The organism is Hyphomicrobiales bacterium (assembly GCA_017642935.1).
In the GTDB taxonomy this organism is placed as follows: Bacteria; Pseudomonadota; Alphaproteobacteria; order Rhizobiales; family MH13; genus MH13.
The window spans coordinates 1242094-1260685 of record JAEPOK010000001.1 but is presented as its reverse complement, the minus strand read 5'-3'; the positions used below and the strand labels follow the sequence as shown (position 1 = coordinate 1260685).

General features: G+C 59.5%; 17 protein-coding genes and 1 tRNA gene. 9 read left to right on the top strand and 9 right to left on the bottom strand.

Going from position 1 to position 18592, the window contains the following annotated elements:
- Positions 1–2 precede the first annotated feature (2 nt).
- Complete coding sequence (locus JJ917_05965) at positions 3–1796, bottom strand: ABC transporter substrate-binding protein (GenBank protein ID MBO6698358.1); 1794 nt, start codon at positions 1794–1796, stop codon at positions 3–5.
- A gap of 61 nt (positions 1797–1857) precedes the next feature.
- On the opposite strand from JJ917_05965, the gene JJ917_05960 reads away from it, so the two are divergent.
- Positions 1858–2184, top strand: coding sequence for a hypothetical protein (locus JJ917_05960; protein MBO6698357.1), 327 nt, complete (start codon positions 1858–1860; stop codon positions 2182–2184).
- A 43-nt stretch (positions 2185–2227) separates the two neighbouring features.
- A complete protein-coding gene (locus tag JJ917_05955; GenBank protein ID MBO6698356.1) occupies positions 2228–2965 on the top strand; it encodes an invasion associated locus B family protein in 738 nt (245 codons plus the stop codon).
- A gap of 74 nt (positions 2966–3039) precedes the next feature.
- Here JJ917_05955 and hspQ read toward each other — a convergent pair whose 3' ends face one another.
- The 3 genes from hspQ to JJ917_05940 form a co-directional block, all read right to left on the bottom strand.
- A complete protein-coding gene (gene hspQ, locus JJ917_05950; GenBank protein ID MBO6698355.1) occupies positions 3040–3360 on the bottom strand; it encodes a heat shock protein HspQ in 321 nt (106 codons plus the stop codon).
- A gap of 79 nt (positions 3361–3439) precedes the next feature.
- Positions 3440–4486, bottom strand: coding sequence for a CoA ester lyase (locus tag JJ917_05945; protein MBO6698354.1), 1047 nt, complete (start codon positions 4484–4486; stop codon positions 3440–3442).
- A 75-nt stretch (positions 4487–4561) separates the two neighbouring features.
- Positions 4562–5506, bottom strand: coding sequence for a lipid A biosynthesis acyltransferase (locus JJ917_05940; GenBank protein MBO6698353.1), 945 nt, complete (start codon positions 5504–5506; stop codon positions 4562–4564).
- Positions 5507–5669: 163 nt separating this feature from the next.
- Here JJ917_05940 and JJ917_05935 point away from each other — a divergent pair, with 163 nt between their 5' ends.
- The gene (locus tag JJ917_05935) at positions 5670–6632 is read left to right on the top strand and encodes an AEC family transporter (GenBank protein MBO6698352.1); all 963 of its coding nucleotides are present in this window, start codon (positions 5670–5672) and stop codon (positions 6630–6632) included.
- Between the two features lie 9 nt (positions 6633–6641).
- Here the strand turns inward: JJ917_05935 and JJ917_05930 are convergent, their stop codons facing one another.
- A complete protein-coding gene (locus tag JJ917_05930; protein ID MBO6698351.1) occupies positions 6642–7880 on the bottom strand; it encodes an FAD-dependent monooxygenase in 1239 nt (412 codons plus the stop codon).
- A 107-nt stretch (positions 7881–7987) separates the two neighbouring features.
- On the opposite strand from JJ917_05930, the gene JJ917_05925 reads away from it, so the two are divergent.
- From JJ917_05925 to JJ917_05905, 5 genes are all read left to right on the top strand, one after another.
- Positions 7988–8980: a quinone oxidoreductase gene (locus JJ917_05925; protein MBO6698350.1), complete on the top strand. Its 993-nt coding sequence runs from the start codon at positions 7988–7990 to the stop codon at positions 8978–8980.
- Positions 8981–9147: 167 nt separating this feature from the next.
- Positions 9148–10731, top strand: coding sequence for an ABC transporter ATP-binding protein (locus JJ917_05920; protein ID MBO6698349.1), 1584 nt, complete (start codon positions 9148–9150; stop codon positions 10729–10731).
- On the top strand, positions 10721–11830 hold the full coding sequence (locus JJ917_05915) for an ABC transporter permease (protein MBO6698348.1): 1110 nt from the start codon (positions 10721–10723) through the stop codon (positions 11828–11830). The genes JJ917_05920 and JJ917_05915 overlap by 11 nt, the downstream gene beginning before the upstream one ends.
- On the top strand, positions 11820–12737 hold the full coding sequence (locus JJ917_05910) for an ABC transporter permease (protein ID MBO6698347.1): 918 nt from the start codon (positions 11820–11822) through the stop codon (positions 12735–12737). The genes JJ917_05915 and JJ917_05910 overlap by 11 nt, the downstream gene beginning before the upstream one ends.
- A gap of 88 nt (positions 12738–12825) precedes the next feature.
- The gene (locus tag JJ917_05905) at positions 12826–13911 is read left to right on the top strand and encodes a BMP family ABC transporter substrate-binding protein (protein MBO6698346.1); all 1086 of its coding nucleotides are present in this window, start codon (positions 12826–12828) and stop codon (positions 13909–13911) included.
- 74 nt (positions 13912–13985) lie between these two features.
- On the opposite strand, the gene JJ917_05900 is transcribed toward JJ917_05905, so the two are convergent.
- Positions 13986–14789: a hypothetical protein gene (locus JJ917_05900; GenBank protein ID MBO6698345.1), complete on the bottom strand. Its 804-nt coding sequence runs from the start codon at positions 14787–14789 to the stop codon at positions 13986–13988.
- A gap of 154 nt (positions 14790–14943) precedes the next feature.
- Between JJ917_05900 and JJ917_05895 the strand changes: the two genes are divergently transcribed.
- A tRNA-Ser gene (locus JJ917_05895) sits at positions 14944–15033 on the top strand.
- 132 nt (positions 15034–15165) lie between these two features.
- On the opposite strand, the gene JJ917_05890 is transcribed toward JJ917_05895, so the two are convergent.
- From JJ917_05890 to JJ917_05880, 3 genes are all read right to left on the bottom strand, one after another.
- The gene (locus JJ917_05890) at positions 15166–16026 is read right to left on the bottom strand and encodes a bile acid:sodium symporter family protein (GenBank protein MBO6698344.1); all 861 of its coding nucleotides are present in this window, start codon (positions 16024–16026) and stop codon (positions 15166–15168) included.
- 111 nt (positions 16027–16137) lie between these two features.
- On the bottom strand, positions 16138–16962 hold the full coding sequence (locus JJ917_05885) for a patatin-like phospholipase family protein (protein ID MBO6698343.1): 825 nt from the start codon (positions 16960–16962) through the stop codon (positions 16138–16140).
- Positions 16963–17066: 104 nt separating this feature from the next.
- On the bottom strand, positions 17067–18554 hold the full coding sequence (locus tag JJ917_05880) for a hypothetical protein (protein ID MBO6698342.1): 1488 nt from the start codon (positions 18552–18554) through the stop codon (positions 17067–17069).
- Between the last annotated feature and the right edge of the window lie 38 nt (positions 18555–18592).

Here is an 18592-nt window from a genome sequence, read left to right as displayed (position 1 = left end):
ACTCAGTCCTCGATCCAAATCGTGTTGGGTGTGAAGAACTGATAGCCCCAGACCGAATTGTCTTCAGGAAAGTTCACGCTGCTGGTATGGGCGATCCACTGCGCAGGCGCGTGGTAATGCGGGACAATGTAACTACCCGAGATCAGCAGCCGATCGAGCGCACGCGCGGCGTGCACAAGATCCTCGCGGTCCACCGCCGACACGATCGCATCGATGGCCGCAGTCACACCCGGTTCGGTGATGCCTGCCATGTTGAACGAACCGTCTTGATCTGCCGTCGATGGGCCAAAGCGGTTGTACTGCTCATTGCCCGGCGACAGGCTCTGATACCAGACATAGGGGATCATATCGAAATCGAAGACGCGGCGGCGCTCTTCGAACTGCGCGCTGTCGATCACCCGCACGCTCATCTCGATGCCAGCCAGCTGCAGGGTCTGCGCATAGGCCAGCGCCACGCGTTCCGCACTGGGCGACGACGTGAGAAGCTCAAAACTCATCTGCTCGCCAGCTTCATTGACCAGCCGGCGCCCATCAAGACGCCAGCCCGCCTCTTGCAGCAAAGCTAAGCCTGCCCGCATGTTCGTGCGGTCGCGACCCGATCCGTCGGAAATGTTCGTTCGCCAAGAGCCATCAAGAACGCTTGGCAAAACCGCATCCACATGGTCGCCGAGGATAGCGAGCTCAGCCTCAGAGGCAGGGCGGCCAATCGCAGAGAGTTCCGAGCCGTGGAAATAGCCTTCGGTGCGCTCATATTGATCGGCAAAGATTGTCTGGTTGATCCACTGGAAATCGAACATCAGATTGAGCGCTTGACGCACCCGAATATCATCGAACGGTGCGCGCCGGGTGTTGAACACATAGCCGCTTGGCGCTTTCGGGCGCTCATCGACCAGCGCGCTTTGAACCACTTCGCCTGACGCTGCGGCCGGAAAGTCATAATCGTTCAGCCAGGCAACCGGGTCGCCTTCGGCGTAGAGCTGCAGCCGTCCGGTGGCAAAAGCCTCAAACAGCGCTGTCTCATCGCGGAAATATTCAATCGCCCATTCATCGACATTGTACTGGCCGACATTGACCGGCAAATCGGCGCCCCAATAATCCTCGCGCCGCTCAAAAACGGCAAGGCGGCCTGGATCGACGCGCGTTAACGCATAGGGGCCACTCCCAATAGGCGGTTCCAGACTGGTCTCGGTGAAGGTCTCCGCGGTCATCGCATGCTCGGGCAGCACTGGAAGCAGACCAAGCAAGACCGGCAGTTCGCGGTTGGACCCGTCGCCCAGGTGAAAGGTCACCGTCAGATCATCGAGCCGCTCCACCTCGGTTATCTCGCTATAGGCGCGTCTCTGACTTGGCCGCCCGTGCTCGCGCAAAAGCTCCATGGAAAAAATGACATCATCTGCCGTCACCGCCTCACCATCGGAGAACCGCGCAGCCGGGTTTACACCAAACGTCACATAGGTCCGGTCTTCAGGCACAATGATGGTCTCGGCAAGCAGGCCATAAAGCGTGAAAGCTTCATCGCGGCCCCGTGTCGCCAGACTTTCCCAGACCCAGCCGCGCACCCACCAGACCGGCGAGCCACGCACGATAAGCGGGTTCACGCTGTCAAAGGATCCGCGCAGTCCGAAGCGGATCGACCCGCCCGACGGGGCATCCGGGTTCACATAGTCAAAATGTTCGAAATCGGGCCCATGCAGCGGCGAACCGTGCATGGCGACAGCATGGGTTTGACCGTCAGCATCCTGGGCGAGGGCCTGTCCGGCGCCGAATCCAAGCGCCATTACGCAGGCAGCCGCCATCCTGGCGCACGCCTTTGGCAGGTAAGCAGCGGTCTTAGAAGGAACCATGGGAGCCTCGAACATGCAGCGATTCGCAGTGAACCAAAGTAGACTGGCCTGCCGGACGCCTGTCCAGCGTTGCGGGCGATCCTCCACGGCAAAAAGCCGTGCCGATCCGGCCAGAAAGTGCCGCAACCTGCCGATTGACGTCTGGTCATGGCCGATGACTTTGGCTACAGGAAGGCTCGGATACCGCGCGGCGCCGGTCCTTGCTGGAATTCCTTCCGGTCAGGTCATCACTCCGCCGCATTTGCCCAACATCGCCATGCCGCGCTTGAAAGCTCTGGCCGTTTGGCACCCAAGCGGGATCGTACGCATCGGCGTGCGGCGTTGGGCGAAGAAGAATTGAAGAAGATACGTCAGCCGAAGGGCTGCACAGTGGAGACGATGGAATGCTGCCAACATTTATGTCCAACAAGGGCGCACGTTCGCTTGCCGCCGCGCTTGCGATCGTGGCGCTGCCCACCGGCGCTCTGGCGCAGGATGCAGGAACTGAACAGCAACTGACCCCTGAGCAGCGTTTGCAGCAGATCATCGAGAGCGTCGATCCGGCTGAAGCCAATGCGCTTGCCGATCTGTTGCCGGAGATCACCTGGATCAAGGTGTGCGGTGTCGATCAGCGCGCCAACCAGTCGGTTTGTAACATCCGTGCTCGCGAGTTGCAGGTTGAGGGCGTCACCGTGGCGGCGTTGCAGATCATCGAATCTGAAGGCGGCGAGCGCCAGATGGTGACGATCTTGCCGACCCGATTGCAGATCCCCGAAGGTGTTCGTGGCCAGGTTGATGATGGCGCGCCGGTCACCGGTGAGTTCCGCATCTGCTACCCGCAGAACTGCTTTGTGGAGTTCGAGGCCAATGATGCCTTGATCACCTCCATGAAGGCTGGTGGCGAATTCACTGTGACCGCGCTCAATGAGGCCGGCCGTGCTGTGCCGTTTGCTTTCTCGCTGTCTGGCTTCACCGCTGCCTATGATGGTGAAGGTTATGATTCCAGCGTCTTGATCGCCGCTGAGCAGGTCGTGCGTCAACGAGCTGCGGCTGGCGCCACGGAAACTGCGCCGCCATCTGACGATTTGCAGAATGCGCTGGAACAGCGTGCCCGCGAACTGCGCGAGCGCATGCAGGAATAGCACTTCAATGCTTGAAACTAAAAAAGGCGGCCAAAACAGGCCGCCTTTTTTATTTCTGGTGCTAGAAAAGGCTGCTAATGGGCCTGACCAGCATAAATCAAATCACCATCCGGCCCTTCATAGAAAAACTCGGCGATCTGTGCATTGCGCAGCGGCTTGTCGCTGTCGTCTGGCAGAAGGTTTTGCTCTGAGACATAGGCGACGTATTCTGTCTCCTCGTTTTCGGCAAGCAGATGGTAGAACGGTTGGTCTTTGTGTGGGCGAACATCGGGCGGAATGGCTTCCCACCATTCCTCTGTGTTGCTAAAAATCGGATCGACATCGAACACCACGCCCCGGAAGGGGTAGATGCGATGTTTGACGACGTCGCCGATGGCATAACGTGCTGTACGCATGGCGTATCTCCTTCAGCAGCAATAGCTAGGCGCCTTAAAGCCTAGTTTCAAGCGCTTTGGTAAACACAAGGTTGCGACATCAAAGCCCATACTGCTCGGCCAACGAGGGGTCGCGCGCCACCACTTGTTTGGCCAGATCGGCCAAAACCTTGGCCTGTTTCCACGTCGCATCATCCTGCATTTTCCCATCGATCATCACCGCGCCCGTCCCGTCCGGCATGGCATCCAAGATGCGCAAAGCGAACTTCACTTCGTCTGCCGGCGGGCTGAACACCTCGCGGGCGATGTCGATCTGGCTTGGGTGCAACGTCCAAGCGCCGGCGCATCCCATAAGAAAGGCATTACGGAACTGGGCGCGGCAGGCATCAGGGTCGGAAAAATCGCCAAAAGGGCCGTAAAAGGCTTTGATGCCTGCCGACATGCAGGCATCGACCATCTTCCCCAGCGTGTAGTGCCATAGGTCCTGCTGATAGGCGTTACGAGACCCCTCTTCGTCGCCTTGGTCGGCCAAAACAACATAGTCCGGATGGCCGCCGCCGACACGCGTTGTCTTCATCCCGCGCGAGGCCGCAAGATCCGCCGGACCAAGGCTCATGCCGTGCATGCGCGGGCTGGCCGTCGCGATGCTTTCAACGTTCTTCACGCCTTCGGCCGTCTCAAGAATGGCGTGAATTTGGATGGGTCGGGTGATGCCAGCCTTGGCTTCCAATTGGGCGAGCAACTGATCGAGATAGTGGATGTCCCACGCACCTTCGACCTTGGGCAGCATGATGACATCGAGTTTGTCGCCAATCTCGCTGACAAGCGTCGTCACATCATCAAGAACCCACGGGGAGTTGAGGCAATTGATGCGGCTCCAAAGCCCGGTTTCACCAAAATCATTGTCTTTGGCCAGTTTCACAAAACCCGCTCGGGCAACCTCTTTCTGATCGGCAGGGATGGCGTCCTCCAGGTTGCCGAGCACGGCATCGACCGTCGGGATCAGCGCACCAAGTTTGGCCACCACTTTTTCGATGTGCGGAGGAACAAAATGGATCATACGCTCCACCTTGGTCGGCGGCTCGCGAAAGGGTTCCGGCGCACCGATGGCCAGCGGGCGGAAAAAGGCGTGCGGGGTTTTGGTCATAGAACGTGCCTGTGCAGAGAAACGGTTGGCCAACCATGACATGCTGCGCCGCACAATGGCCAGCCACGCTTTGGTCTAGCGGTGAGCTGACGCTTCTTGGTTTGGCTCGCGAACCTCTCTGGACCATCTGCGATGCGCCCACATCCATTCCTGCGGACGCTCGCGGATCCAGGCTTCAAGCTGTGTCTGAATTGCGCTGGTGACCTGTTTAACGTCCTTGTCGTGGTCATCGGTTTGTGTGACCGCGATTTCGTGCAAATCGACGGCAAAACGCACCGGTCCAACGCGCCGGCAGCGCGTGAGGACGAGCCGGGCGCCGGTGCGCAGTGCCAAGGTCGCGGGCAGGGGGGTCGACGGCGCATCTTGCCCAAAAAACGGCACCATGATGCCACGCCTGGCCTGACGGTGATCGGCAAGCATCGCTACCGCGTCACCCGATCGTAAGAGCCGCACGATACGTTTCATCGCGTGCGATCCTTTGGAGATCATGCCGGCGCGATAAAGCTTCTCGCGTTGCGCCAACAGATAGCGTTCGAGCATCGGATTTTGCACAGCTTGATAGAGCGCCGCGACGCGCAGGCCCCGCTCTGCCAAGGGAACACCAAGCGCTTCCCAGTTGCCTGAATGCAGGGAGACGAAAATCGTGCCAAGGCCGGCTTCGGTCGGCTGTTGCAGCTTGGCGGCAAGGGTTTCGTCCTCGACGACAACTCGGTCCGGCTCTTTCAACAGTCGGTCAAGCAGCATTCCTTCGGCAAACGTCCGCCCAAGATTGTCCCACATGGCGCTCAGAACCTCGTCGCGCTCACCCGGTGAAAGCTCCGGCATCGCCGCTTCCAGCTGCGAAAGTGCGCGTGGATGGCGTTTCGTTTTTGGCGCAAGCGTGCGCCAGCACCAGCCCATGAAAGCTGAGCCGCGTTCCAGGCCCAAAAGACCAAGAGGAAGGCTGACCAAACGCAGAACCGCATACCCAAGCACATTGGATAAGCGGCTTGCCAGCGATGACAGGGGAGAACGGGACAAAAAGCGGAAGGCTCCGGTTCGAACGGCGCCGGTTCATACGCCAAGGCTAGCCGCTCGGCAATTCTTCGGTGCCGAGCCGCTGGCGATGTTCGCCCTTGGGCTGGTTACAACCCTTTTGTCCGCGTGTTAGGGCGAGTTTCTCCGCGTCGTCGAGCAGGACTCCATGGCCGACATCCTCGCCCTCGTGGCACCTTTTTTCGGATTGATTTTTCTAGGTTTTTTCTCCGGTCGCGTGGCAAAGCTTCCAGAGGATGGTCTGGCCTGGCTCAATTTCTTCATCATCTATCTGGCCCTACCAGCGCTGTTTTTTGATCTGTTGTCCTCAACGCCGCTCGATCAGCTGGAAGGCTGGTCGTTCATCGTGGTGACAACGCTAGCCGCGTTTCTCGCCTATGTGCTGGCAACGTTGGTGGCAGCCTTCCGAGGCCGGAATTTGAGCGAAGCGGCCATGCAAGGCGTCGCCGGGTCTTACTCCAACATCGGCTATATGGGGCCTGGCTTGACGCTTTCGGTCCTTGGCGCGCCCGCTGCGGTGCCAACGGCTTTGATCTTTTGCTTCGACAACGCATTGCAGTTCATCCTGACGCCGATCCTGATGGCGATGAGCGGTACGTCCAAGGACAAGCCTTTGCAGATTGCGCTGCTGGTAACGCGCAAGATTGTCTTCCACCCCTTTATCGTTGCCAGCGCCTTGGGAATCGCGGCCGCAGCCTTTCATTTCCAGACACCGGGACCGTTACAGCGCATTATCGATTTTCTAAGCGGAGCCGCCGCCCCTTGCGCGCTCTTTGCTATGGGGGTGACCATCGCCTTGCGGCCGCTGACCCGCGTGCCGACCGAAGTGCCGTGGCTGCTGTTCGTGAAATTGGCACTACACCCTCTTTTGATCTGGGTGCTGCTCTCCTGGGCCGGTGATTATGATCCGATCTGGGTCTACACCGCGATCCTCATGGCTTCGCTGCCGCCTGCGCTGAACGTGTTCGTGATGGCACGCCAATATGACGTCTGGGTGGAGCGCGCCTCATCCATGGTGCTGGTCGGCACTCTGGTATCGATTCCGACACTGACCGTAATGATCCTTCTGATCACCGGCGGTCATCTGCCGGTTGATCTCTTCCCGCGCTAACGGGCTTGGTCAGGCGGCAGGGCGCAGAACCTCGCGCATACCATCGACGAGGGTACGCAGGCCAAACGGCTCAAGCCCTGCCACCATCAGCACTTTTTTGAGACTCGGCGAAACACGCGTCGCCGACATGGCCACCGCACGACCGACTTGCATCAAGGGATTGTCGGAGAGAAGGGATTTGTTCAGCGCGTCCACGCCAAAGGTACGCGCCCACACATCGGCGCGGCGCTTGGCCGAATAACGCGCCGCCATCAGCATAGAGGTTGGTTCCTCACCGTCTTTCAACGCGCCGGCAATCACCTCGACTGCGTCGCGGCCATCGCGAATGGAAAGGTTGAGCCCCTGCGCGCCAATGGGCGGGAAGGTGTGGGCCGTTTCTCCGGTGAGAAAAACCCCCTTGGCCGCAAAAGCGTTGGCCACCAGGGCTTCCAACGGCCAAAGTTGCACCGCGTCTTCCAGCTCCAGCGCGCCAAACAGGTGCTGTGAGCGCTTCTCCAGGAAAAGGCTCGCCTCGGGCAAGTTCATGGCTGCCAGCGCTTCCGCATCTTCTGGTGCCAGAGCGCAGACGAAGCTGGAACGGTGCGCACCGTCCTGATCCGGCATGGGAACAAAGGTGAAAGGCCCGGTCTCGGTGTGGAACTCGGTGGAGATATAATCATGCGGTTTGGCGTGCCTGACGATGCCGACCGCTGCTGTCTGCGGATAGGACCAACGGCGCACCTTGATGTCCGCCGCTTCGCGGGCCAGTGAGTTCTTGCCGTCAGCCGCGATCACGCTTTGTGTTTGCAAGACCTGGCCATCTTTGAGCGTCAGGGCGAGAGGCTTCGCGCCAAGATCATAGCCGACCACCAACCCCTCAACACGGGTGATCTCACTGCGATCGGAAACCGCATTATTCAGCATCTGATTGAGTGGGGCATTGGGGCAATTCAATCCAAACAGTGACCGTCCAATCTCCTCAGCATCGAAGGACACGGTCGGCGCGCGCAGAAGCCGTCGCGACCCATCCATCAGCCGCATTGTCATCAGTGGCGTGCCGATCTCCGCGACTGCTTCGCTAAGCCCCAAGGTTTCAAGCGTGTCGAGCGACGGTGCCAGCAGGGCGGTTGTGCGTTTGTCGGCCAGGTTGATCGCCGGCCCGACCAAAGCCACCGAAAGGCCGGCACGCGCAGCGCACAGGCTGGCAATCATGCCCGCCGGCCCGGTGCCTGAAACCACCACATCAAAAGGCGTTGGCGCGGTCGACATGTCCTTGCTCCTTGATTGTCTATGCCCTACCTGACGCTTCGACAGAGGCCGGTCAATGCGGCATCCTGCCGACCAAGCCTCCCGACATCAGCTGAAAGCGAACCCTCATGACGACACCAACGCAGCGGATCATCATCCATCAGACCGGCGGTCCAGAAGTCATGCAGTTTGAAGACGCCACGCTGCCTAATCCAGGTCCTGATGAAATTGTCGTCGAACATGCCGCCATCGGCCTGAACTATATCGACGTCTATTTTCGCGATGGCCTTTATCCGGCACCCAACGGCGTGCCGTTCACGCCTGGCCATGAAGGGTCGGGCAAGGTTGTCGCCATAGGCGCGGAAGTTGCCGACCTGAGTGTTGGCGATCGCGTTGCCTATGTCGGGCCACTGGGAAGCTACGCCCGCCATCGTATCATCAAGGCCGACATCGCGATCAGACTGCCCGATAGTATCGACGATGAAACGGCGGCCGCGATGATGCTCAAAGGTATGACGGCGCGCTACCTGCTGCGCAAGACCTATGAGGTGACCTCCGATACCACCTTGCTGTTTCATGCGGCCGCGGGCGGCGTCGGCCTAATCGCAGGGCAATGGGCCAAGCATTTGGGTGCAACGGCCATCGGGACTGCTGGGTCAGATGAGAAATGCGCGATCGCGCTTGAGCATGGTTATGCCCACTGCATCAACTATTCGACCCAAGACTTCGCCGAGGAAGTCGCCCGGCTGACCGATGGCGAAAAATGCGATGTCGTGTTCGACGGCGTTGGTAAAGCAACGTTTGAGCGCTCGCTAGATTGCATCAAACCGTTCGGCCTCTACGCATCCTTCGGCAACGCGTCAGGCGCGGTTGAGGCGTTCAACCTCGGTATCCTGAGCCAGAAGGGCTGTCTCTACGTCACGCGACCGACGCTTTTTGCCCACATCGCCACGAGGGCTATGCTCGAAGAGAACGTCAATGACCTCTTCGATGTTGTCGCCTCGGGAGCCGTGAAAATCCCGATCGCCCAACGGTTTGCGTTGAGCGAGGCCGTTGAAGCCCACAAGGCTTTAGAAGCTCGCAAGACAACGGGCGCGACGGTATTGCTGCCGAACGGTTGAGCACTTTGCCGCGGCTAGGCGGCCAATGTGCACAGCTTTGCGGCAGGATTGGCTGAAGTCGCAGTTGCCGGAACGGTCAAACAGGCACTAGATTGCCAGAAGTGGCGCGCGGATAGGCATGTTCAATCGATGGGCTTGCCGTTTGCGCGCCACGCTGTTCATCCTGGGTGACCTTGCGTTTGGGCAATGATGTTCCGCTTTTGGCCGTTGAGGGCCTGACGAAATCCTTCGGCGCGCTTGTCGCTGTTGGCGGAGTGGACCTGTCGATATCCGAAGGTTCGATCCACGCACTGCTCGGCGAAAATGGGGCCGGCAAGTCGACGCTAGTGAAAATGCTATACGGCACGCTTCAGCCGGACGCCGGGCGCATCGTCATTCGCGGCAAGCCAACAATTGTGAATTCGCCGAACGAAGCCCGCGCCTTGGGTATTGGCATGGTTTTTCAGCATTTTTCGCTGTTTGAATCGATGAGTGTTGCCGAAAACATCGCGCTGGCGCTCGACCACAAACCGACCCCCGAAGACGTTAAATCCGAGCTCTCCGCGTTTGCCGAACGTTATGGGTTGGCTGTCGATCCTGACGCCACAGTGGGCGATCTCGACGTCGGCGTTCGCCAGCGTGTCGAAATCCTACGGGTCCTCTTGCAAAAGCCGTCGCTCGTTATTCTCGATGAGCCGACATCGGTGCTGACGCCGCAAGAAGCCGAAAGCCTCTTCGGCGTGCTCAGACAGTTGGCGAGCGAGGGGAAGAGCATCCTCTACATTTCCCACAAGCTCGATGAAGTGCGGGCGCTTTGCGATGATGCAACAGTCATGCGGCACGGCAAAGTTGTGGCCCGCACCGATCCGCGGCAAGAATCCTCAGCGTCCCTGGCGCGCGCCATGGTGGGCTCAGATGTCTCGGAGGTCACGCGCAAGGTTGGCGCCTTGGCCGCCGACGCGCCGCTGATGTTTGAGCTCAACGATGTGAGCCATAATCCCGGCACCCTGTTTGGCATGAGCTTGAAAAGCCTATCCCTTCGTGTCCACGCCGGTGAGATCATGGGTGTGGCCGGCGTTGCCGGCAACGGACAAAAAGAACTGTTTGACGTCCTATCGGGTGAAGCGCTGGTCGATCTGGATGGTGTGCGCATGGCTGGCAAGCCAATTGGATCGCTGCCAATATCCAAGCGCCGCCGGCTAGGCGCGGCCTTCGTGCCGGAAGAGCGGGCAGGGCATGCCTCTGTGCCGGCCATGGCGCTGAGCGAAAACGCACTCATCACCCGCAAAGCGCGCGAAGATGGCACACTCGGATCGCTCGGTGTGATGCGCTTTTCGGCCATCCACAAGCTTTCCAGCATGATCCGTGAGGCCTTCGATGTGCGCTCGGCGAAGGGCGATCCGGCAGCCTCGACGCTTTCCGGCGGAAACTTGCAAAAGTTCGTTGTCGGGCGCGAGCTGTCACGCGACCCAAAGGTGTTGGTTGTCAACCAGCCTACGTGGGGCGTCGATGCGGCAGCGGCCAGTTTCATCCGCCGGGCTATTATGGACCTGGCAGAGAAAGGCACAGCGGTAATCGTCATCAGCCAGGACCTTGATGAGCTTCTGCAGATTTCCGACAAGATCGCTGTGCTTTCCCACGGGCACTTATCGGAACCATTGGATGCCGCCCACGTCACGCTGGAACAGCTTGGCTTGTTGATGGGCGGCGATCCGACGGCCAAGCCTTCGACTCCTGCAACCGATCCGGCGGAGCAATCCGATGCAGCTTGAGCTGGTCAAACGCGATGCGCCGTCCGGCACCATGCTTATCGCCGCTCCGTTTATGGCGCTTGGCCTGACGGTCCTGACGTCCGGCATCACGTTCGCGGTTATGGGATTCAACCCGGTTGCCGCGCTTTACGAGTATTTCATCGCCCCGCTAACCGAACTCTGGTCAATCTACGAGCTGCTTCTTAAGGCAGGGCCTTTGATCCTCATCGCTCTGGGTTTGGCGGTCTGTTATCGCGCCAACATCTGGAACATTGGTGCCGAAGGTCAGTTCACGATGGGCGCCATATTTGGCGCGATCCCTCCGATCCTCTTTCCTGAATGGACCAGTTGGGCGACGCTGCCGACCATGTTGATCCTCGGCATGGTAGGCGGCGCACTTTATGGCGGCATTCCGGCCTTCTTGAAGGTGAAGTTTCGTGCCAACGAAATCCTCACCTCCTTGATGCTGGCCTACATTGCCCTGCTCATCTTGGACTATCTGGTGCGCGGTCCATGGCGCGACCCAGGTGGCTTCAACTTCCCGGAGTCGCGCAACTTTTCTGACGAGCAGTCGCTTGCCACACTGCCTGGTTCGCGCCTGCATGTCGGCATCTTGATTGCCTTCGCAGCCGTGCCGGTAATGTGGTTCGTGATGAGCCGAACGCTGGCTGGGCACGCTTTCAAGGTTGTTGGCGAAGCACCGCGCGCCGCCAGGTTTGCAGGCTTCTCGTCAAAGACGTTGACCTATGGCGCGCTGATGTTTTCCGGCGCATTGGCAGGTCTGGCCGGTATCATGGAAGTTGCGGGCCCGATCGGTGAGCTGCGCCCGACTATCTCGCCTGGCTATGGCTTCACGGCCATCATCGTTGCCTTCCTCGGCCGACTGAACCCATGGGGCATCTTGTTTGCTGGGTTGTTGCTGGCGCTCTCCTTCCTCGGCGGGGAGGCCGCGCAAATATCTCTAGGACTGTCAGACAAGATGGCCCGCGTCGTCCAAGGCATGTTGCTGTTCTTTGTGCTCGGTTGCGACACGCTGGTGCGCTATCAATTGCGGTTGAAGCCATCGCCAAAAGCCGCGTCTTCCGCACCTGTTGCCAGTGAGGCCACCGATGCTGCTTGAGGGTATTCTCATCACGGTTGTTGGTGCGGCGACACCAATCGTGCTCGCTGCCATCGGCGAACTCGTGGTGGAGCGTTCTGGTGTCCTCAACCTTGGCGTAGAGGGCATGATGATCATGGGCGCGGTCGTTGCCTTTGGCGTGTCGCTGACCACCGGCAACCCCCACCTTGGCGCGATCGCTGGCGGCTTGGCTGGCGTCGGCATGTCGCTGTTGTTCGGCCTTTTCACCGTTTATCTCGCCTCCAACCAAGTGGCGACCGGCCTGGCCCTGACATTGCTTGGCTTGGGACTTGCTGGCCTCATCGGTGAAAGCTTTGTCGGCACACCCGGTGTGCGCCTCGAAGCCATCACTATTCCTGGTCTTAGCGCGATCCCGTTCATTGGTCCGGCTCTCTTTGATCGCGACATCCTGGTTTATCTCTCTTTCGCGATCGTTGCGGGCGTCAGTTACACGCTTTTCAAAACGCGGGTCGGCCTTATCCTGCGTGCCACCGGTGAAAACGCTGAAGCCGCGCATGCGCTCGGCCGCGATGTCCGCTTGATCCGCATGGGCGCCGTCGCCTTTGGCGGCATGTGCGCGGGCCTTGGAGGCGCTTACCTGTCGCTGGTGCTCACCGCCCAGTGGACTGAGGGGATGAGCGCAGGACGCGGGTGGATTGCGCTTGCGATCGTTGTGTTCGCCACCTGGTTGCCCTGGCGCGCGCTTGCCGGCGCCTATCTCTTTGGCGGCGTGATCATTTTGCAATTGCATGCACAGGCGTTTGGCATCCGTGTGCCGCCGCAAGCGATGACAATGCTGCCTTACATTGCCACCATCGTGGCGCTGGTTTTGCTCTCGCGCAATCAGGCGATGATGCGCCGAAACACACCCGCCGCGCTTGGCAGAGCCTTCGTGCCTGACCGCTAACAGACCCTGCGCCCAGCGGATCGCGATGGCCCTCCGCAAGGCGCTCACCTCACCCGCCATCAACGAAACTGAACCATAGGATGCCAAGATGAAAAAACTGACATCATCTCTGACGGTCCTCGCCACCGCTGCCGCCCTGTCTTTGGGCGCCGCATCGGTGGCGCAGACCGACGACCATACGGTCAAAGCCGCCTTCGTCTATGTTGGACCGATCTCTGACCATGGCTGGTCTTACGCCCACGATCAGGCGCGTTTGGCCATGGAAGCAGAGCTCGGCGACATGGTCGAAACAACCTATTTGGAAAGTGTGCCGGAAGGCGCCGATGCTGTGCGTGCGCTGGAGCGTCTGGCGCGCACCGGCCATGACATCATCTTCGCCACCTCCTTCGGTTACATGGAGTCGGTGATGGAGGTTGCCGAGCGCTTCCCGGACGTGAAATTTGAGCACGCGACCGGCTACCTTTCCTCGGAGAATTTCGCCAACTACAACGGCCATTTCTATGAAGGCCGTTACATCCTCGGCAAGATTGCTGGCATGGAGACCGAGAGCAACACCATCGGTTACATCGCCTCCTACGCTATCCCTGAAGTGGTCTCTGGCATCAATGCGTTCATGCTCGGCGCGCAGTCGGTGAACCCCGACGTCGAAGTGAAAATCATCTGGGTCAACACCTGGTATGACCCGCCGCGCGAAGCAGAAGCCGCCAACGCTCTCATCGACCAAGGCGCCGACATTCTGGTGCAGCACACAGACTCCACCGCACAGCTCCAGGCATCGCAGGAGCGTGGCGTGCGCGGTTTCGGCAATGATTCCGATATGAGCGCTTTTGCGCCGGAGGCGCAGCTGACCGCCATCGTCAACAATTGGACGCCCTACTATATCGAGCGCGTTCAAGCCGTTGCCGACGGCACCTGGGAAACTGGATCGGCCATGGGCTCCATGGAGTCTGGCATGGTGCAGATGGCACCCTTTGCCAACATGTCCGATGAAACTCGCGCCGTGGCTGAAGAAACCATGGCCGGCATCATCGCCGGTGACATCCATCCTTTTGCCGGTCCTGTTTACAACCAGGAAGGTGAACTGGTTGTCGCCGAAGGCGAGGTCGCGCCGCTCGACATGATACTGGGCATGAACTTCTACATCCAGGGTATCGACGACGCCTACCCGAACTAACTCGGCGCAGCGCTGGAACGAGAAAGGGCCGGTCGAACGACCGGCCCTTTTTTGTAGGTGTGTTTCACAGGAGTTCAGCGCAGGAAGTCATTGTATCGGCGCGCATAGCTCGCGCAGACCATCTGGCTGGAGCAAGCCGCCATGCCGCCCTTGTCCGCCATAAACGCGTCCATCTGCGATCTCAGATCAACGCCATAACTTTCCAGAATTCCGCCGGCCGTCGCGCAATGACCACCGTGAACGACGGGCGGATCAATCCGTAACTCACAATCGGCGATGAAACCGAGCCAGTCTCCGTGCGCCTGGCGAAGAGGCGCGTAAGCGTCAAGGAATCCCTGCGATCCTGTTCCTTGCGGCCAGGCCAGACGCGAACCGACACCCAGATCGTTCACAGCACCGTAAAGCACATCATGACGGTAGGCCTGCTCTTCAAGCCCAGGTGCCCCAGTGAAATCGCCACTGATCCATTCAAGGTTGCCTGCAAAGGTGCGCACATCTTGCGGCACCAAAGCGCTGTGGCCGCGGAACGAGCTCACAATCGCCTCGACATAGCTGGCTGCACGAAGATTCGCAGCTTCAGCGTCGGCAATCTGCCCCTGCCAGGCGCTTTGGACGTAGAAATTGATGCCGACCAGAGGGATGAGGGCGCAAGCGGCGAACCAGAAACGCCTCTTCAGCGCCAGCCAAATCGCCAAAGCGGTGAGCGCCACCATTGGCAGTGCCATCCACCAAACGCCGGTCTGCAGAACGACCGCGTAGCTCTCAAAGAACCGGTATACAAACAAGCCTGCCAGCGCCAACGCGCCGATGATCAAAAGGCCTTTAACCAGGTAAAGGACCGTGCCCACCGAGGGCAGTGGAGGAATGACAATCAGCATGATGTGCCCCACATGAGAATTTTGACGGTGCGTGACATACCAAGATCAGTTTAAGGGCCACCCAAAGCAGCGTGGACAATTTGATGGATCAAGCTCGGAGCCTGGTAAGGTGCTCTTGCCATCGGCTCAATTTGCCGTCACAAGCACGACCCGTGGACAGGTGGCCGAGTGGTTGAAGGCACTGGTCTTGAAAACCAGCGTGCGGGTAACCGTACCGTGGGTTCGAATCCCACCCTGTCCGCCAAGTTGTTTTCGCCAGAAAACGACGTCGCCATGGCAGGCGTTTGCATAGCAATCGCCGAGAATGGCTGTTGAGCGTTCGAATGCTTTCCTTCAATCTCTGCCATTCCCAGCCTCCGCCGCAGGTCAATTTTTTCTAACCGTCAGGCTGCGATCGGCGCAGGGCTGCCACGAAGATGAGGCCGGTTCCGAACATGATCAGGCTGTAGGTCGCCGCCGGAACAGTCGCGAGGCCACCGCCAAACAAAAGGGCCGCGACAGCAATCGCTAGGGTCCCGTTCTGTAAGCCGCATTCTAGAGAGATGGCCGTGCGCTGGCGCGGACCGGAGGCAAAAAGCAGCGCTAGCACGAAGGCCAGCGCCATCATGACGACGTTGAGCACCAACGTGATCAAACCGGCTTGGGCGAAGTAGGCGACGATGTTGGCGCGCTCCTGAAGTATCGCACCGGCCAGCACGACAACAAACAGCACCGTCGATGCTTTGCGGGCTAAGGGCTCAAAGCGCCGAGCAAAGCTTTCTGCAAAACGCCTTACAGCCAGCCCAAGCAACACAGGCACGGTGACGATGGCAAACACGCTGAGCGCAGTCCGTGTGATCGAGATGTTTTGGCCCGCCGCGTCCCCAATCAGATAGGCATAGGCCGCTGTAACGATCAGCGGCACAGTTAAAACGCTCAGCAAGCTGGTGATGGCGGTCAGTGAGATCGACAGCGCGACGTCACCCTTGGCAAAAGCGGTCAGAATGTTGGAGGTAACGCCGCCTGGTGCTGCGGCGATGATGATGACGCCCAGGGCGAGTTCCGGGTGCATGGGCCAGAGCGTCACCAGTGTGAAGGCGACCAGCGGCAACAGCAGCATCTGCGCTGCGGCGCCGATCAAAAAGTCCCGTGGCTGCCGCGCCACGCGGGTAAAATCGTCCAACGTAAGGCCAATCCCGAGCGCAAACATGATGAACGCCAGGGCAAGGGGCAGAACGATGTCGGTGACAGGTCCCATCAGAACCTCCAGAGTTGGGCCGCGAACAGGCAGTCGATGAGCACGATTGCCTTCTCATGAACACAGCACTTTTCCAATGGTCCGCTCAGCAAACCTCGGCAACTGAAACGGTCAAGCGTTCAAAAATCCATCAATCGCCCGTTTGGTGTCCTCATAAAGCGGCTGGGTTTCGGCAAGAATTTCCTTGGCCTTGAGAAAATCAAGCGGGCGGAATCGATCGACCGGCGCGCGGAGCAGGACCGTGTTGGCGAACTTTTCTGCCAGAAGCTGCGCCATCGTCATCTGCATCATCTGGTTGGCCGCATAGACCGCATCGACCATCTTTGGTTTTTTGCTTGAATCACCATGGGTGCCGCCGGCAACATCAATACCGAGTACATGGTCCGCTGCCTCTTGCAGCGTATCGACAGGGCAGGGGTTGGTGGAACTGCCATCAATGCAAAAGGCGCCATCAATGCGCACGGGCAAGAAGATCGCGGGCATGCACGCCGAAGCGGCCAAAGGCGCGCGCAGCGGGCCGCGAGAAAAGATCAGGCTGCGCTCTCCATAATAGTCGGTGGCGACAACGTTGAGCGGGATTTCAAGTTCTTCGAAGGTCTCGCCAACCTGGTCTGGCAAGAACACCGCCAGGATGCGTTCCAGGTTCAACTCGCCAATGCGCAAGCCACCATCGTTCAAAAAGCTTTGCACGCTGGCAGGACGAATCTTGAATACCTCGCCGATCAATCGAAGGCGATCGTCAATCCGCTCGCGCACATAGGCCGCGATATTCTCGCCCGACATGCCGGAGCAGTAGGCAGCGCCCATCAGCGCGCCCATGGAGGTGCCAGCCACGGCCAAGGGCTTGACGCCAAGATCATCGAAGGCGCGCAGAGCGTGGATGTGGGCAAGCCCGCGCGCGCCACCGGCGCCAAGTGCCAAGCCAATCGCTGTCATTCGTTTGATCCTTTTCTAACGCAGCACATGGTTGGCTTGTTCAAGATAGCGCGCAGAGGAGCAGTCTGTCTCAGACCAGGTGCGGGCTAGCAGATCAACGGTCATCATCTGACGGATTCTCCAAGTTTCAGCGCGATCGGCCGTAGGCCTTGATAAAGATCCTGATAGGCCGCAAAGCGATCGTCGACCATGGCGGCGGTCACTCGATCAGGTTCAAAGGTACAATCAAGCGTTGCGAGGCCTGCCGCGGCATCCGGAAGGTCGTCTGACAGCCCACACGCGACGCTTGCCATTGCTAGGGCGCCTGTGGCCCCAGTTTCGGAAACACTGACGCGCTCAAGAGGGCGCCCAAGCGCGCTAGCGCGTATCTCGCACCATATGTCCGAAGTCGCGCCACCGCCGCCAAGACGCAGCGTCTCGGCTGCATAGTTGCCGCTGGCATCAACCGCTTCAAGCGCAAGCCGCGCAGAAAAGGCCACGCCTTCCATGACACTTGCTGCCAGCTCTTCGGCTCCCGACGACGACGTCAGACCGGCAAATCCACCACGGCTTGTCGCATCCCATAGCGGCGCGCGCTCGCCCTCCAGGTGCGGCAGGAAAAGCGGACTTTCAGCGCGGATTATGGCTTTGGCGGCAAGCGTGGAGATATCGGCGATGCTGCGTCCCAAGAGGTGCGAAAGCCATGCGATTGACGCGCCGCCTGCCTGCGTCGGTGCGGCGTGCAGCGTGATGCCACGCCATTCGGGAAAAGCGACGACGCCGGGCGTGCCCATGCGTGAGGGAGAAATCAGGCCGAGCACCTCGCTGGTTCCCGACAGATACATAGCTTGATGATCCTGGGCGACGCCCAATCCGAACATTGCGGACCAGGCGTCCATCGTCCCAACGGCAACAGGAACACCGGCGAACGGCCGACCATTTGTGACATGCCCGGCGATGGTCAAAGGGTCCTGCAACTCTGGGAGCAGGTTCTGTGACCTTGGCATCAAGTCAAGAATGTCACCGGCGTAAGTCAAGTCCGTGCCTGTTAATCCAATAGAGGCGAGGGGATCGGCGACAACTTCGCCCGTCAATTGTGCAATCACAAAGTCTTTCGGCGACAGAACATGGCGCGTGTTTGACCAAATGTTCGGGTGATTGCGTGCCATCCAGGCCATTCGCGACAGCGCATGACTGGCATCAATCGGGATCGGTGCGCCCAGCGCTTCGATCTTTGCTTCCACACTAATTTGGGCGTCAAGCTTGGCGGCGTCATTGCCTGGCCGTGTGTCCTGCCAAGTGATCGCGTTGCCGAGCGGTTGCAGGGTGCCATCGCAGAAAACATGTGTGTTCACCTGCGAGGTGATGCCGATGGCTGCAACAGACTTGGCGCTGGCGCGGCCAGCAAACTGGTTGAGCGCCTTGTGGACCAAATCAAGCCAGCCATGCGCATCCTGTTCGGCAGCCCCAGGCCCTGACCGTTGCATGGCATGCGAAGCGCTGAAACGATCCAGCAAAGCACCGGACTGATCGACCATCACTGCCTTGACCGAGCTCGTCCCGACATCAATGCCGATCAAGGCTGGTCTCGCATCGCCCGCAACCATTGCCATTCCCTTTTCGTCACCGCGTGTAGACGTGCCGTCGGTCC

What these genes read in the sequence shown, in the direction of transcription:
- JJ917_05890 (MBO6698344.1), bottom strand. Translation starts at nt 16,026, where the DNA reads ATGGGACCTGTCACCGACATCGTTCTGCCCCTTGCCCTGGCGTTCATC.
- hspQ (MBO6698355.1), bottom strand. Translation starts at nt 3,360, where the DNA reads ATGCGTACAGCACGTTATGCCATCGGCGACGTCGTCAAACATCGCATC.
- JJ917_05915 (MBO6698348.1), top strand. Translation starts at nt 10,721, where the DNA reads ATGCAGCTTGAGCTGGTCAAACGCGATGCGCCGTCCGGCACCATGCTT.
- JJ917_05885 (MBO6698343.1), bottom strand. Translation starts at nt 16,962, where the DNA reads ATGACAGCGATTGGCTTGGCACTTGGCGCCGGTGGCGCGCGCGGGCTT.
- JJ917_05945 (MBO6698354.1), bottom strand. Translation starts at nt 4,486, where the DNA reads ATGACCAAAACCCCGCACGCCTTTTTCCGCCCGCTGGCCATCGGTGCG.
- JJ917_05935 (MBO6698352.1), top strand. Translation starts at nt 5,670, where the DNA reads ATGGCCGACATCCTCGCCCTCGTGGCACCTTTTTTCGGATTGATTTTT.
- JJ917_05905 (MBO6698346.1), top strand. Translation starts at nt 12,826, where the DNA reads ATGAAAAAACTGACATCATCTCTGACGGTCCTCGCCACCGCTGCCGCC.
- JJ917_05880 (MBO6698342.1), bottom strand. Translation starts at nt 18,554, where the DNA reads ATGGCAATGGTTGCGGGCGATGCGAGACCAGCCTTGATCGGCATTGAT.
- JJ917_05930 (MBO6698351.1), bottom strand. Translation starts at nt 7,880, where the DNA reads ATGTCGACCGCGCCAACGCCTTTTGATGTGGTGGTTTCAGGCACCGGG.
- JJ917_05900 (MBO6698345.1), bottom strand. Translation starts at nt 14,789, where the DNA reads ATGCTGATTGTCATTCCTCCACTGCCCTCGGTGGGCACGGTCCTTTAC.
- JJ917_05965 (MBO6698358.1), bottom strand. Translation starts at nt 1,796, where the DNA reads ATGGCGGCTGCCTGCGTAATGGCGCTTGGATTCGGCGCCGGACAGGCC.
- JJ917_05925 (MBO6698350.1), top strand. Translation starts at nt 7,988, where the DNA reads ATGACGACACCAACGCAGCGGATCATCATCCATCAGACCGGCGGTCCA.
- JJ917_05955 (MBO6698356.1), top strand. Translation starts at nt 2,228, where the DNA reads ATGCTGCCAACATTTATGTCCAACAAGGGCGCACGTTCGCTTGCCGCC.
- JJ917_05960 (MBO6698357.1), top strand. Translation starts at nt 1,858, where the DNA reads ATGCAGCGATTCGCAGTGAACCAAAGTAGACTGGCCTGCCGGACGCCT.
- JJ917_05910 (MBO6698347.1), top strand. Translation starts at nt 11,820, where the DNA reads ATGCTGCTTGAGGGTATTCTCATCACGGTTGTTGGTGCGGCGACACCA.